Origin of the sequence: Nocardia sp. NPDC004151 (genome assembly GCF_042874235.1) — a bacterium.
In the GTDB taxonomy this organism is placed as follows: domain Bacteria; phylum Actinomycetota; class Actinomycetes; order Mycobacteriales; family Mycobacteriaceae; genus Nocardia.
In genome coordinates this window covers 219,594-234,695 of record NZ_JBIAMR010000012.1, presented here as the reverse complement: position 1 = coordinate 234,695, position 15,102 = coordinate 219,594, and the positions used below count along the sequence as shown (strand labels likewise).

At 63.3% G+C, this 15,102-nt stretch carries 12 protein-coding genes and 1 pseudogene; 7 read left to right on the top strand and 6 right to left on the bottom strand.

Annotation, left to right across the window (positions count from 1 at the left end; translation table 11 throughout):
• Positions 1–1,050: 1,050 nt before the first annotated feature.
• On the bottom strand, positions 1,051–1,842 hold the full coding sequence (locus tag ACFYTS_RS25985) for a GIY-YIG nuclease family protein (protein ID WP_387307771.1): 792 nt from the start codon (positions 1,840–1,842) through the stop codon (positions 1,051–1,053).
• 228 nt (positions 1,843–2,070) lie between these two features.
• Positions 2,071–3,846 (bottom strand): AIPR family protein, encoded by a 1,776-nt coding sequence (locus ACFYTS_RS25980; protein ID WP_387307769.1) that lies wholly within the window; start codon positions 3,844–3,846, stop codon positions 2,071–2,073.
• A gap of 962 nt (positions 3,847–4,808) precedes the next feature.
• On the opposite strand from ACFYTS_RS25980, the gene ACFYTS_RS25975 reads away from it, so the two are divergent.
• Positions 4,809–5,708 (top strand): helix-turn-helix domain-containing protein, encoded by a 900-nt coding sequence (locus ACFYTS_RS25975; RefSeq protein WP_387307767.1) that lies wholly within the window; start codon positions 4,809–4,811, stop codon positions 5,706–5,708.
• On the top strand, positions 5,705–5,911 hold the full coding sequence (locus ACFYTS_RS25970) for a DUF397 domain-containing protein (protein ID WP_387307765.1): 207 nt from the start codon (positions 5,705–5,707) through the stop codon (positions 5,909–5,911). Before ACFYTS_RS25975 ends, ACFYTS_RS25970 begins: the two co-directional genes overlap by 4 nt.
• Before the next feature lie 208 nt (positions 5,912–6,119).
• Here the strand turns inward: ACFYTS_RS25970 and ACFYTS_RS25965 are convergent, their stop codons facing one another.
• Positions 6,120–6,404 (bottom strand): phosphotransferase family protein, encoded by a 285-nt coding sequence (locus tag ACFYTS_RS25965; protein ID WP_387307763.1) that lies wholly within the window; start codon positions 6,402–6,404, stop codon positions 6,120–6,122.
• Positions 6,405–6,677: 273 nt separating this feature from the next.
• Positions 6,678–7,837 (bottom strand): annotated as a pseudogene (locus ACFYTS_RS25960) (Fic family protein).
• A gap of 86 nt (positions 7,838–7,923) precedes the next feature.
• Between ACFYTS_RS25960 and ACFYTS_RS25955 the strand changes: the two are divergent.
• Positions 7,924–8,304: a hypothetical protein gene (locus ACFYTS_RS25955; protein WP_213560360.1), complete on the top strand. Its 381-nt coding sequence runs from the start codon at positions 7,924–7,926 to the stop codon at positions 8,302–8,304.
• A 69-nt stretch (positions 8,305–8,373) separates the two neighbouring features.
• On the opposite strand, the gene ACFYTS_RS25950 is transcribed toward ACFYTS_RS25955, so the two are convergent.
• Positions 8,374–8,991 (bottom strand): YbhB/YbcL family Raf kinase inhibitor-like protein, encoded by a 618-nt coding sequence (locus tag ACFYTS_RS25950; protein WP_387307760.1) that lies wholly within the window; start codon positions 8,989–8,991, stop codon positions 8,374–8,376.
• 132 nt (positions 8,992–9,123) lie between these two features.
• On the opposite strand from ACFYTS_RS25950, the gene ACFYTS_RS25945 reads away from it, so the two are divergent.
• Positions 9,124–10,260, top strand: coding sequence for a CapA family protein (locus ACFYTS_RS25945; protein WP_387307758.1), 1,137 nt, complete (start codon positions 9,124–9,126; stop codon positions 10,258–10,260).
• A gap of 163 nt (positions 10,261–10,423) precedes the next feature.
• Positions 10,424–10,969, top strand: a complete 546-nt coding sequence (locus ACFYTS_RS25940; RefSeq protein WP_387307756.1) for a hypothetical protein — start codon at positions 10,424–10,426, stop codon at positions 10,967–10,969.
• 54 nt (positions 10,970–11,023) lie between these two features.
• Here the strand turns inward: ACFYTS_RS25940 and ACFYTS_RS25935 are convergent, their stop codons facing one another.
• Positions 11,024–12,214, bottom strand: a complete 1,191-nt coding sequence (locus tag ACFYTS_RS25935; RefSeq protein ID WP_387307754.1) for a Fic family protein — start codon at positions 12,212–12,214, stop codon at positions 11,024–11,026.
• 290 nt (positions 12,215–12,504) lie between these two features.
• Between ACFYTS_RS25935 and ACFYTS_RS25930 the strand changes: the two genes are divergently transcribed.
• Both ACFYTS_RS25930 and ACFYTS_RS25925 read left to right on the top strand, forming a co-directional pair.
• A complete protein-coding gene (locus ACFYTS_RS25930) occupies positions 12,505–14,049 on the top strand; it encodes an alpha/beta fold hydrolase (protein WP_387307752.1) in 1,545 nt (514 codons plus the stop codon).
• Positions 14,050–14,406: 357 nt separating this feature from the next.
• Positions 14,407–15,030: a hypothetical protein gene (locus tag ACFYTS_RS25925; RefSeq protein WP_357286437.1), complete on the top strand. Its 624-nt coding sequence runs from the start codon at positions 14,407–14,409 to the stop codon at positions 15,028–15,030.
• The last annotated feature ends 72 nt before the right edge of the window (positions 15,031–15,102 follow it).

The following is a 15,102-nucleotide window of genomic DNA, read 5'->3' as shown; positions in this document are numbered from 1 at the left end:
CACCTCAGCCCCACCGAGTATGAGATGCTCTGGCACGACATCCAACCCAGCCCTCAACTCTCATAACGGCGGCCCATCCGCAGGGGGCCACATCACCCGGACCGAAATCAGGGGGTCAGGTCACAGGAACGAGCGGGCATTTCATCGGCCCCGATTCGCGGTCAATCGGTCTTCCTGCGAATCGGGCGCGATGAACGGGGTGCCCGCGGGCAGCTCGTGAAGGCGACGGATCTCTGCACCCACCAGCGGGCGCTTCGGTTCTTCCTGCGGCCGGCGAATACCCCGACCGGAACTGGCTGCTGGAAGCCGAGGCGCATGAGGGTCGAGCCCGCCGCGCCGGAAGACTCGCAACGACCTCTCAGCGCTAGAACGGAGTGAGTAGGGCTTCGGTGGCCATGTCGACCTGCGTAGATCCTTTATGCCCGTTCAGCTTTGCCATGCTCTGCGGCGTCCTTCCGTCTGCGACTCTCGTTCGCGTAGGACTATTCTGCATCCTCATGTAATGGGAGCGCCACTTCCCGACTTAGCGGCCAGTTGTCAACTACTTGGTGGCGATGTCGAGGGAGATTAGCTGTGTCGCAAAGTGATTGACGGGCAGGGGTCCTGCCATACCTGATCATCGCAGTCGAACGTCACGCACCGGGACCGCCCTATGTCTGAAGTAGCATGCTGAAGCATGGTCAGCGGCAGCAAGAGATGGACAGCTACGACGAAATGGCATCGGCTGACCGAGCAAGGCGATGCGCTTTGCGGCGAACTCTGCCTGTCGAGATCGACTGTTACACCTCAAGTGAAGTCCTCGACGATATCGGATTGCGTAATACCACTGTCTACGGCCGATAAGAGAGAACAGCGGGAGAGGCCCGGTCCCGTTCCGGCAGCGAACGGGCTGCCCAGTCGGTAGCCGCCATACTGGACGGTTGTCAATTATGTGATGCGTCAGAGGATCTCACCTTACACCGACGAGTTCGAACTCTACTTGTAGCTGACGGCTGTGGAGTTCTCGGGGCACGCCGGAAAAGTGAACTCGCCAAACTTCGGACCGATTGGTCAGCCCAACTCGTCCTCGCCGGTCTCGGCCCCCGTGCCGGGCGACTCCTTGTGAACGTCGCCGACCAGCTGCGACGTGTCGATCGCCGACGGTTCGGGCCCATGACGGCCTTCGATGTAAGCCAACCGCTGTGACGCGAGATGAGTTAGGCGAATGGCCTGAACGACCAGCACTCGCCACAAGCCGGCCGATACTTCCCCGCGCTCCCGCGCAACGGCCGCGAGCCGAGAGATCGTCTCCGCCCGCCGTGCAATCCGGATGTCCGGATGCTCGCGCTCGTGACGAATGTGGTCAGTCAGGAGCGACCTTTCGAACGAGGGCGGAAGGTCGCACCGCGGAGACACGGGCGGGATCTTCTCATTCAGAATCGCCTTGTACTTCGAGTTTTCGATTGCGTCCAGATACGCCGAGTACTCGCACTGATTGAGATGAACCTTCGCCTTCTCGAAGGCGTCAGGGTCCTTCTTCTTTGTAACGCCCTCGTACTCCCACAACGGCCAGATCTTGACTTGGGCAACCTCGAAGACGTCCAGGATGCGCATCGCTACAGCATCGGTGCGCTGATTGGTCAGATGTCGACCAATCCGAACTCGCAGCATTTCGTTCGTCTGTCCAACGTAGATGGGCTCGCCATCGTAATCGTAGAACGCGTAAACACCCCACTGTGCATTCGACCACGCCCGCCCCTGGTCGTCCTTCGCGTCGAGAAACTCCTTTAGTTTGGCGCGGAACTCCCGGACGTCGGACGCTGGCAGCTCGCCCTTCTTCGGCGCTGCCGAGCTGGCATTCATGGACGCTTTTCCCTGGCTGGACACTTCCTAGCTACCCCCGAATGGCGAGATCGACTCGCCTGGCAACACCCAAGTTTGCGTCGCCAGGCGAGACGGTTGTTCTGCTACCGACTCGGGAACAGAGTACTCGCTATATCCGGGCTGTCGATCTTACGTAGGGGCTGTACTTCGGGATGGGTTGGTGTCCAGCCGCTCGATGTCTGGTGCTGTAGCGACCACGTGATCGCTCTAGCTGCCAGTCTCATCGCCGAGGTCCAATGCTGGTGCGATACTGGTCATCTCGTCGTTCGCGCCCAGCGCGGCGCGGATGACATCTTCCACGAAGGGCTTGCTCTTCGCGACCCTGTCGAGGGTCCATTCGTTTTCCTCACCGATCTTCACGGCCAGGTCCTGGAGCAACTCCGTCACCGTTGATACGTACCCTTCGCTGAAATCGACGGGGTTGGCCGCGAGCGTAGCGAGCTGCTTCGGGCTGAAGATCCTCCGACCGAAGGTCCGCGTCACGATGAAGCAGCTGACATGGAACCTCAGGTTTGCTCGAACGAAGCGGTCTGCGCCAGCGAGCATCAACGTGTCGACCCGCCGTTGGACCGCCGCAGCCCACAGGTAGACATCCAGCGCAATCTGCTCGTTGAACAGGTCGGCATAGTCCTTCGCATTATTCAGCAGGGTAGTCGGGCGGGCGCGCGCATCGTCTGGCCGCGAGAGTCCGATAGCCATGACTGCTTGCCCCAACGCGGGAATGCCGATGATACGATCCGCCGCTTTGCCCGTGTTCTTGTAGAAGTTCTTACGGCGGTCGTAGTACCAGCCGTGCCCTTTGAAGTAGGCCTCGATCTGCCGGTGAATCTTCTCGGTCGCGTGAAGCGAGGCGTCGTGGACCTTGGTCTGGCTGTTGGTCGCACGGATAATCTTGTCTCGGACCTCCTCATCCTGGGCCTGGATGATACGAACGGAGACCGACCGCCTCTTCCATCGCTCGGCGTCGGGGTTGCTCTTCCCGATGGCAGCGTGGATCTCGTGGGAGGTCTGCATGCCGTTGACGATCTGCACTCCTGCCAGCGTGAAAGTGCTTTCGCCACTGATGGATACCGACGAACAAAGGATCGTGACGCCGTTGTTGAACCACCAGAAATCCTCGTCCTGGTCGGATTCGAGCGTGGCTTGGATGGCGCGGTTGACCATCACCTCGCCCTGATAGTCGCGGACGTTCCAGTCGAACAGATTCGTGCGCAGGCGCTTTCGGTCGTCGGAAAGGAACTCGTAGTAGTCGCTGAGCCGCACCAAGCCGGAGTACGCGGTCCCTCTGGGTACGTAGTGCGCGACGCGAAGTTGGAGGTCGTACTCGGGCTCCGTGCTGGCAAGGTCGTACAGCTCGGTTGCGCCGATCAAACGTGCAATCGAGGCGGAGCCCTTCACTCGAGATTCGATGAATGTCTCGAGTTCGCCCCGCTTGTGGTCGACAGCCTTCCCCACATCGGTCGTGTTGCCCTTCGTCACGTAGTCCACATGGACCGTGATCCGGGGGGACCGAATGCCGAGCTTCATCCAGGCATCGGTGAAGATACGGACCCGTGAGATGAGCTCCTTGGAGTAGAGGACCTTCAACTGCTCGTCGTCCTGTGTCAGGTCGAAGAGCCGACCGAGCGAAGACTGTAGCTTGTCGAATGCCGTTTCGGTGAACGACGATTCCCGCTTGGCCTGGATGACCCAGACGTCCATCTCGGCATGCTTGCGAACGTTGGAGGCCTTGAAGTCATCGGCGAACACATCGGAGTCCTCGTCGAGGAGCGCCCCATCCAGGAAGACATAGAAGCCATCTATCCCGCCGTCTTTGCCCCCTCCAATACGCCCGACCTCGACCTCTTCGTCCGAAAGATCGAACTCACGAAGTACGCTTTGCGCAGCAAACAGTTCGAACGCGACATCGTCGGGCAGCGGTTCCGCCCTCGCATCCTGTGCCGCCTCCAAGATCCGGTTGACGAGAACGGCTTCGTTGTACAAACAGAACTCCCCTTCGATTCGAAACCCGCGTGGGTGACAGAGCTCCACTGTATTACGCCGAACTGCACTGTGGTGCTGGCTACTTCACGGCGGTGGCGTCAGTCGCACGCCTCGACCGGGAGGAGCGATCGCTGTATCTTCTGCTCCCGAAGTGCACCTGAGGCCTGCACAACGGCTGACTCCGCGGCGTGCTGACGCTGGGGCATGGTTCGTTGCCGATGCAGCTGTAGGCTGATCGGCCGGCTTACCAGTGGTCGGTACGATGCCGTGCTGACGTGTGAGTGCAGGCGTCCTATGCCTATGCACCGAATCGGGATCCTTTCAAGGCCAGCGCCACACGGCCACGGTCGCTGATGCGCCAGCGGCCGCGTGACCAGCTGGGGATGATCAGGCCGCGGGATTCGAGTTGAGCGAGGGCGTTTCGGGTTCGCCAGCTGGTCAGGGTTGAGATCAGTTGGATCTGGGCTGCGGTCAAGGTGTGATCGGGGTGGAGGGCGGACAGGACCGCTACCTCGGCCTGGTTCACTGGTTGCCCGCCTTCGGGTTGGGGGAGCGGTGTCTGCCGGTTGGGTGGTTGCTGGTTCGAGGGATATCGAGGAATCCGCCTCCCCTGAGCGGAAGGTGGAGGGAGCTGGGGCTCGCTGACCGGCTGTCTGCATAGAAGCCCCAGCAGGACCAGAGGATGACGGCGGTGCAGAGAGCGATGATCGCGAGCAGGGCCCATGCGTCCCAGGGCATTACGACCTCCTTGGCTCGAGTTGAGCAACGACGACCGGTGGTGCCTGATGCGGCCAGTGGAAGGCCTGAGGTCGTCGATACGGGGAAAGACTGGGCGATCCAAAGGAATCCGTCCGTTTCCGCTGCGAGGGTTCCAGGCCCCGCGGACAATGGGATCCAGAGTTCGTCATGCAGTCATCCACGTTGAGGCGTGCGCGCCATCCAAAAGTTTGGGAGCAGCGCTGATGAGCAAGAATCCGACGACGATTCCGCGGCGGCAGTTGGGGAGGCAGCTTCGGGAGTTGCGGCAAGCGGTGGGGCTTTCACTTGCTGACGCTGCGAGGCTGATCGAGCGAGGGACTGGGACCCTACAGCGGTTGGAGAAGGGGGAGAATCCGCGGATCCGGCAGCTCGATATCGAGGCGTTGTGCAAGCTTTACAGCGTGCCGGACGAGCGCCTACATCAGCTCAAGGCTCTTGCCGCGCAGGCAGATCGGCGCAGTCGACCGGTTGACGAATCCCATTGGTGGACAAGGTACGAAGATCTGATTCCTGCCGAGTTCGAGACGTACATGTCGTTAGAGATGGCGGCTGAACGGATGATCACCTACCAACCTGACACCGTGCCTGGCATCGTCCAGACGGCTGACTACGCGAGGGCCTTGAATCGAGTGTTCTTCAGCTCGGACACAGCGATGGAGTTGGAACAGCGAGTGCAGGTTCGGATGCAGCGGCAGACGGCGATCACGCGGCGGTTGTCGCCGCTCGAAGTCGATCTGCTCATCGACGAGGCTGCACTGCGACGCATCGCCGGCTCGGGGAAGATCATGGCTTCCCAACTCCGTCGGCTGGCCGATACGCCGTCGAACGTCACGGTTCGCGTGGTTCCCTTCGGTGGAGGATTCCCCTTGGGCGGGCACATCGGCCCGTTCGTGATCTTGGACTTTCCCGTTGATACCGCGACGGATGAGCCGGTGGAGCCGTCGACCGTCTACGTCGAGTCCTACGGGTCCAGGATCTACTACGACAGTGATGTCGATGTTGCGCGATACCGCGACGCATATGCGAGGATCGGCCGCATCGCGTTGAATGAAGCTGATACCAAACACCTCTTGAGGTGCGCAGCGAAGGAGTTTGACGCGTGACGGATCTATCCGATGCGCACTGGTTCAAAAGCAGCAAGAGCCAGGGTGGGGAAACCTGTGTCGAGGCGGCCCACTTGCGTGAAGGCGCTGTAGGTGTACGGGATTCGAAGCTCGGAGATTCGAGCCCCGTCCTGATCTTCGACGGATCTGCGTGGGACTGCTTTACCGGCGCCGTGAAGGCAGGCTGGTTCGATCTGCCCTAGCTGCCTGTTCGCAGTGCCGCGTCAACGAAGCTTGGTTCGAAGCGGCGATCCTGGCCCCAAAACTGTTGAGCCAACCGGAGTTTTCCAACCAGGTTCGAGACCAGGGCGGCTGGCTGCTCGGGAGATCGGCTGCCTTCCAATAGGAGCTTGGAGTACGGGACCGAGTCGACAATGACGGACTTGATTCGCTCGTGGTTCAGATACGTCTTCAGGTCTGATTCCCAGCGGCCGGCTGACGCCTCTGGTTCGGCAGCGCCCACAGATTCAGAAAGGTCGCGTACTCGTCCGGTTGGTAGCCCATCTTGTGTAGATGGGAGGCCACGTCGTAGCCCGGGTCGCAGTCGAGACCTAGTTCCCAGTCGAGGAAGACGACCTGCCGTCCATCGCGGATGATCATGTTTTTGCGGTGGGTGTCCGCATGTATCAACCGGAAAGGACGGGATTCGAGTGTCCGCCATCCAGCTTCAATTGTGGTGAAGGGATCGTCCGGCACTTCGAGCTTGCGGTAGAAGTCGCCGAATCGTTCTTGGGTTCTCTCGGAAGGCCCTGCGGGTTACGTCGGAGAGCTGATTCGCGACCGGACCAGCATCTTCCAGGAACTGGCCAACGATAGCCGACGACCACGGGTTTCAGGGCTATCACATCTTGTCGAAACACGCAATGGTTGAACAGTACTCGGGTGTTGACGGCCGGGCTTCGCAGCGGGACAGCGCCATTCGCTATCGCGCAGACCGTAGCCCTGCGCGCCGACTTGCGGGCTATCCGACTACACGGGTGCGATCGTGCGTCGGCCGATGGCAGCGCTCAGCCCGTCCAACTTCACCAGCACGTCGGTCGCCGCCCAGACGCGGTTGCGCCGGCTCTCCGAGAGGAGCTTGAGAATCCCTGCGTCGGTCAATCGGCCCAGCGCCTGGTAGATACTGGCGGAAGTAGTGCCGGTGATGCGTTGTGCGGTGTCGACGTTGAAGATCGGGGTCTCGAGGAGTGTCGCAAGCAGTGTCTCGTCGGCGGAGTTGGCCCGCGGGCGTGCGATGTCTCGCCAGCGTCTCGGCAGGTCGGTCAGTGCCATGGCGGAGTCCTGCGCGGCCTCGCTGGAATGGATCGCGCCGACGGCCAGGTACTCGACGAACGCGTCGACATCGCCATCGCGAAATCGATTGAGGTGCATGAAGTATCGGCTCGTGTCGGCAAGTATGACCGACGCCAGCGGCACGGTCACGCGGCGGGTGAGAGCGCGGCGGCGCAATACGGCGCTGATCAATGCCCGTCCGATGCGGCGTTTCCGTCGGTGAACGGATGGATGGACTCGAATTGGGCATGTGCGATCGCGGCTTGCGCGAGGATTGGCAAATCGTCCCGGTTGACGAAATCCAGTAGATCGGGGACCAGTTCGGGCAGTGGCGGCACATGCGCGGCGTTGATCGGCGTGTAGTCGCTGCCACCGACCCAGTTCTGAACGTCTCGCAGTTTGCCCGCGTCGAGGGTGGTGTATAAGTCGACCGCCGTCAGCAACCGATGGGTTTCGAGCAAGTCGTCGAGCCCGATGCTGCCAGAGCCGGCTGCATCGACCATCGCGATGAGGGCCTTGACCGCCGCCAGCTGTGACTTTGCCTCGTCGCTGGCCTTTCCGCCGACGACCGCCTTGCCGAAGGCTCGCCAGCCCGCATCGATGTGTTCGATCTTCGAGGACGCGACGGACCGCTGCGCAGCAGGAAGTCGGCCAGCGGTGCCAGACGGTCACCGAAGCCGTCCTCGAGACGCGCTATTGCGATCGATGCCGCTTCGTGGGCACGGGCAGGGTCCGGTTGGGTCGTAGTCGAGCTCGCCTATCCGAGGCGGGATCGCGACTGTGATCCGATCCAGGGTCCGGTCCGCCCGCGAACCCTGCCGTTGACGCGATGCCCAGCCTTGTATCCAAGCGGGGATTGACGTCTCTTCGAGGCGGGCCGATCGTCCCTGTCTCCGGTCATTTGGGTCCTGTTGCTGTGACCTGCGAGCAGTAAATTGGATTGATGGCAAATGTTTCGGAACTACCCGCACCGGAACGACGTCGGCTGGCCCAGCACACGCTGGACTCGCTGACGGACCGGGCGGGGCATACGTTGACGCGGGTGCGGTGCGGTTGTGGTCACCATGTTGCGGCGGTGTTCGATACGCCGGCCGGACCGGTGTATCAGTCGGCGACCGGGGGGCGGGCGCATGGGTCGCGTGATTTCGTCGATGCCGCGCATGGCGCTCATGGGCATGGCACCCGGTTTGCGGATCTGCTCGCCGGTGATGGCTTTGTCGATGACGCGTTGCCGGCTTCCTGCGAATGCGGGCCGCACACACTGTCGCGGGTCCGACTCCAGCAGGCCGTCACGAACCACGAGCATAAGATTCAGCTGCCCTGATCAGCCACCACAACCATCCCGCTGCCCGCCCAGCGGCGGTTCCTCCGGTGTGCCCTGCGCTCGGGTGGCTCAGTTCGAACTCAGACCGGAGTTGAGGGTGTAGGTGCCGACGAGGTCGGCTTGTCCCAGGACGTGGCCGGCCATCGCTTCGCGCAGCCGTTTCCCGTTCACTGCCTGTCGCAGCGGCAGCCGTTCGACATCCAGGGCGCTGACGGTGAACACGTAGTGATGGATGCGCTCGTCGTTCCAGGGCGGGCAGGGGCCGTCGTAGCCGTAATGATCCATCTTCGCACTGCTGAAGTCGTTGAGGCCGTACCGCGCGTTATGGGGTGCGGCCGGACCCGACCTGCCGTGTGTGGTCTGGAGGCTGCCTGCGGCGATCTGCCGCACGTCGGCTGGGATATCGAACAGCACCAAATGGTAGAAGTCGTCGCGCGGCAATTCCTCCGGCACCGTTCGCCCCTCGATGTTCACGTCCGAGCCGCTGTGGGGTACGTCGGGGTCGCAGCACACGACCGCGAACGATCGTGTTCCCGCCGGCACCTCATCCCACGCCAGATGCGGGTTGCTATTGGCGCCCGCCCGGACATGGTGCACGGCATCCGGTACTCCGTAGGCGAACGCGCCCGGAATGCGCGCATTATCGTCGAATGAATCACTTCGGACCTTCATAACGCTGCCTTCCACTCATGCGGCCGATAAGCCTCCGGGGGTGCGATACATAGATTCTGCGCTTCCGCCCTGACCCTGCCCAGAAGCGAGGCGATCGGAGCGGCATCCCCACCACTACAATTGCCATTACAAGCCATGAGATAAACGATGACGCATACGAGCGGTCCACCGAAGCAGAGTCCGATCACCGTGCTGCTGGGCGGTGATGTGATGCTCGGTCGCGGCGTCGACCAGATCCAGCCGCATCCAGGTGATCCACTGTTGCACGAACCGTGGGTCGATGACGCCCGGCGCTACGTCGAGTTGGCCGAGAAGACGAACGGGCCGATACCGTACCCGGTCGACTTCGACTGGCTGTGGGGCGACGTCGGGCCGATGCTCGACCAATTGGCGCCCGAGGTCCGGCTGATAAACCTCGAAACCTCGATCACCGCCGACGGCGTATTCGCGCCCGCCAAGGGCATCCATTATCGGATGAACCCCGCCAATATCGCGACGCTGAAAGCGTTTCGGCCCGACGTCTGCGCGTTGGCCAACAACCACATCCTCGATTTCGGAAACCGCGGTCTGCGCGATACGTGCGCCGCGCTCGACGCGGCGGGCATCGGCACAGCCGGGGCGGGAACGAGCATCGACGCAGCCTGCCGCCCGGTGGTGGTGGTGGAGTCCGCCCCCGGGCTGCGGGTGGTCATCGTCTCGGTGGCCTGCACCAGCAGCGGCGTGCCGCCGGCGTGGGCCGCGCAGCATGATCGGCCGGGAGTATGGCTGTTCGGTGATCCGCCGGGCCGTGACATTGCCGACCATGTCGCGGCGCAAGCGTTGGTGCACAAGCATCCCGGCGATATTCTGATCGTGTCCGTGCATTGGGGCCCGAACTGGGGCTACGGGATCGGGCGGAGCGAAATCCAGTTCGCGCGACGGCTCATCGACGCCGGCATCGACATCGTGCATGGGCATTCATCGCACCATCCTCGCCCCGTCGAGATCTACCACGGCAGGCCCATTTTCTATGGCTGCGGTGATGTCATCGACGACTACGAAGGCATCCCCGGATATGAGTCCTACCGTCCCGAACTGCGGCTGCTCTACCTGATTTCGGTCGAGCCCGGCGGGCAGCCGACCGGAATCCGGATGTTGCCCATGCGGATACGCCGCATGCGGCTCGAACATGCTTCCCGGGCCGATGCCGATTGGCTGGGTAAGACGCTCACGCACGTCAGCCGCCGGTTCCACACCCATATCGACCGCGGAGCGGACGACCTGCTCGAGATCCGCTGGGGCTGAGCCGAACTCACGCCCATAGCCGACGCTGATCTACAGTCCAGGGCCTGCGCTCGCCGCAGCGGCACCGAGCCGTCGGTTTCGACGAGACGGTCAACTCGTTGCCTACGGCCGGCTCGAGATGTCGAGCCTCGGCAGTTCGGTCCGCTGTTCACGGGACGAGGTCATGCCGGAGCTGGAGGGAATTCCCGGTTGCATCGGGCTTTCGTTGCTGGTCGATCGGAAAACCGGCCGGTGCATTGTCACGACCGCGTGGGATTCCGAGGAAGCGCTGAGGGCGAGCGCCGAGCAGGTGATCCCGATTCGCAATCGCGCGGCTGAGAAATTCGGCGGTAGTCCGATGGTCGAGGAATGGGAGATCGCGGCCATGCATCGCGCGCATCTGGCGCCGGAGGGTGCGTGTGCGCGCGTTACCTGGGTGAAGACCGATCCCAGCAGGCTGGGCAGCGCCATCGAGGTCTATCGGGACCACACCTTGCCCGGTATGGAGCAGCAGCTCGATGGATTCTGCAGCGCGAGCCTGATGGTGAACAGGTCCTCGGGTCGTGCCGTCTCGTGCAGTGTCTATGACAATGCCGAGGCGATGGAGAGTAACCGGATCGCGTCGGCCGCGCTGCGCGTGGACGCCGCCCGGCAGGCGCGCGTCGAAGCCGTCGACGTCCGCGAATTCGACTTGGTATTGGCGCAATTGCGCGTCCCGGAACTGGTCTGACCCAGGCCGGTTCTACGCGCCGGCGGCGGACCTGAATCCGTCAGCTACGGGCGGCTACAAAAGCTCGATGGTGCGTCGCCCGATGGCTGCGCTCAGCGCATCCAACTCTGCGAGCACGTCGGTCGCGGCCCAGACGCGATTGCGCTTGCTCTCCGAGAGAAGCTCGAGGATCCCTGCCTCGGTCAAACGTCCCAGTGCGCGGTACGTACTGGCGTCCGTGGTGCCGGCAATGCCCTGCGCGGTGTCGATGTTGAAGATCGGGGTCTCGAGCAGCGCTGCGAGGATGGCCTCGTCGGCGGAGTTCGCCCGCGGGCGTGCGATGTCGCGCCAGCGACTCGGCAGGTCGGCGAGAGCCATCGCCGAGTCTTGGGCGGCCTCGCTGGCGTGGATCGAGCCGACTGCCAGATACTCGACGAACGCGTCGACATCGCCGCTGCGAAATCGGTTGAGGTGCATGAAGTATCGACCGGTGTCGGCGAGCATGACCGAGGCAAGCGGAACGGTCACACGGCGGGTGAGGCCGCGGCGGCGCAGCACGGCGCTGATCAGTGCCCGCCCGATGCGCCCGTTTCCATCGGTGAACGGGTGGATGGACTCGAACTGGGCATGGGCGATGGCGGCCTGCGCGAGGATCGGCAGATCGTCCCGGTTGACGAAGACCAGTAGATCGGCGATCAACTCGGCGACCAGCTCGGGGGGCGGTGGCACATGAGCGGCATCGATTGGCGTGTAGTCGCTGCCGCCGACCCAGTTCTGAACGTCTCGCAGTTGCCCCGCATCGCGGGCGGTGTAGTAGTCGGTTGCCATCAATAGCCGATGAGCTTCGAGGAGGTCGTCGAGCCCGATGTTGCCCGAGCCGGCCGCGTCGACCATCGCGATCAGGGCCTTGACCGCGGCCAACTGTGACTTTGCCTCGTCGCTGGCCTTGCCGCCGACGACCGCCTTGCCGAAGGCTCGCCAGCCCGCATCGATGTGTTCGATCTTCGAGGACGCGACGGACTCGCTGCGCAGCAGGAAGTCGGCCAGCGGTGCCAGATGCTCGCCGAAACCGGCTTCGAGCCGGGCGATCGCGATCAATGCGGCTTCGTGGGCGCGGGCGACAGCCCCGGTCGGGTCGTAGGCGAGCTCCCCGATTCGGGGCGGGATAGCGACCGTGATCCGATCGAGCGTCCGATCCGCACGTGAACCCTGACGCTGACGCGAGGTCCAGACTCGCTGTTCGCTCCGGTGTGGTGGCCAGTTCACGCGGTCTCCTCTGGAAAAGTTGACCAAATCCGCTCTTACTCTACTTTAGAGCCAGAAAACGCAACTAACCACGATACTGTTGTACTTTCTCCGTCAAGCATGTCGCTTGCGCAGATCTGTGGGTCATTCGGCTGTTGATCGATCCGGCCTGCGCGGCGTACTACAACAGCCTCGGAGTGTGGTGGCTGCCCTGGAGTGGACCCGTTGCCGCGCCGTGGCACTTCCCCCGGTTCAAGGCTGTGACCAGCTACGATTCTGATCCGATCGAGCATTGTTGACTTCGGACAGGAATGTATTCGATGAGCGCACCGCGAAGCTTGCTCGCCACGGCAGTGTTCGCCGCGGTTTCTGGCCGGGTCGATCCAGTAGGGGTGGCGCCTCTCGTGCGGGCCGCACCTACGTGTGATCGGGCGCCGACGGGGGTCGAGGCGTCCGACTACAACCTGGATTTTGTGGTTCCGCCGCACCTGATGCCCGATACGAGGTTCGACGGGCGGCCCGCCACAATCCGGGTGCATCGTGTGGCGCCGGCCTACGCGCACGGTAGGTGCCCCGGTGTGCAGACCACGGCGATGGTGCTCGTGCACGGTCGCTCGATCCCCGGATCGGCCACCTTCGACCTGCGTCACCCGACCACGCAAGATCCCGGCGGTGGGGCCATTAGCCTCCAGGAAGCGCTCGCTCGGTCCGGGATCGACACCTTCGCGCCGGACCTGCTCGGCTACGGCAAGTCGACCCGATTCGCCGATGGCCTCGACGATCCGGCCAACGCCAGTCTGCCGGGGTTCGGAGCCGACAACAGCTGTGCGACACCGGAAGTCGGGTGTGGCCGGACCAGGAACGCTGGCATCTTCCCGCTCAACCAGCAGGCGCGTTATCTCGGCGACGGCAAGAATCCGCCGGTCGATGGGCTCGGCGTGAATCCGCTGCACGGCGAGTTGCGCAAGCACACGAGCGGCCATTACTTCGCCACCGCCGACGTCTGGGCGCGCGATATCCTGCAGGTCATCGATGACGCCATCGCCAAGGCTCGACCGCGGGCGGGCAAGGTGGCCGTGCTGGGCTATTCACTCGGTGGGGCGCGCGTCGCCCGAGCGTTGTACCGCCTCGGGGAGCACGCCCGCCGCAAGGTCAGTCGAATCCTGTTGCTGGCCTCGGTTTTCAACCGTCTGCCCGGTGTGCCCGGCGATGTCAACCTCCCCACTGAGGAGGCCGACCTGCCTGACGTGGAGAAGTCCACGTCGTTCCCTCTCGCAATCGGTCGCACCGGCGGCGGGGACGGCGTGCCGCCGGATCGTGAGTCCGTCTGCACCGGCCGCGTGCCGGTCGGTGGACCCCAGGATCTGCAACGGCAGGTGCTCGACCTCGATCCGCTCGGCAAGTCTTGGGGCGGAAGCGATTCCGCCCACCCGAGCGGGGTGTTCCGGCTGCCGACGTTCACCAACTACGGCTGGAATCCCGCCGTCGCCGCCACCTTCACGGTGCCGACGCTGATCCTGCAAGGCTCGGACGACCTGGCCAACCCACCGGCCAACGCCGACAACATCTTCGACTCGCTCACCGGCGTCGCGAACACAGTGATGGTGAAGATCGAATGCGGCGGCCATTTCATGCACAGCGAGGGCTGCGCCGACGCCCGCTGCGACGACCACAATGATGCGACCATCCCGTATGGGCAAACCGCACAGACTTGGCTCGGCCCGCACAGTACCGTCGCGGCAGCACTGACCGAATGGGTCGAACACGGCACCTTCGATCGCGAGGAATGCGGCCGATTCACCTTCAACGCAAGCGGAATCGCTGCCCAAGGGGCCACGGCAGGGTGCCCGGCGTGACGGCCTCGGGCAAGGAATTGCACGAAGGGACGGCCATGAATCCTCGCACCGCGGCGTTCTGGGATGCGCATCTGGGAGCGACGGCTGGCGACCGAGGTCGTCGGTCGTGGCCCATGCGCGGATGTGTCAGCGACGGTAGCGACGAATTCGATCGGCAGGTCAAGGGCCTCGTCGATGCTCGATCCGCAATTTCGAGGTTCTTGGCGGCGCTTTGATTCGCGGCGGAAGTGCCGGTCGGGTCATGGCCGATTGCTGTGGAATAGCCACAGGCTATTGCCCTGGTGATCGGGAGGGAGGACTGTGAAATATGCCGGTGGCGCCGCCGGGCGCTGCCTCTGTGCAGAAAGGAGGTGGGTCGTGTACGCACGGTCTACCACGCTTCAGGCGCAATTATCTGCTTTGGAATCCGGGATCGCGCATGTGCGGGACGAGGTCATGCCGGGGCTTCAGGGGATTCCCGGGTGTGTCGGGCTTTCGTTGCTGGTTGATCGGCACACCGGGCGGTGCATCGTGACCAGCTCGTGGGAATCCGAGGAGGCGTTGCGGGCGAGCGCCGCGCGGGTGAATCCGATTCGCAATCGTGCGGCGGAGATATTCGGTGGGAGTCCGGTCGTCGAGGAATGGGAGATCGCGGCCATGCATCGGGCGCATATGACGCCGGAGGGTGCGTGTGCGCGGGTCACCTGGGTGAAGACTGATCCCAGCAGGATCGACAGTGCGATCGACGTGTATCGGGGGCATACGTTGCCCGGTATGGAGCAGCAGCTCGATGGATTTTGCAGTGCGAGCCTGATGGTGAACAGGGCGTCGGGGCGTGCTGTCTCGTGCAGTGTGTACGACAGTGCCGAGGCGATGGAACGCAATCGGATGGCGTCGGCCGCGTTGCGGGTGGATGCCGCCCGGCAGGCGCGCGTCGAGGCTGTCGACGTTCGCGAATTCGAGCTGGCCTTGGCGCATTTGCGGGTTCCCGAACTGGTTTGACCTCGGGCTGGAGTTGGCGGAACGGCTCATCGAGGCACGGCCGCAGGGCGCGGCCGTGCTCGGTCGGCCGGC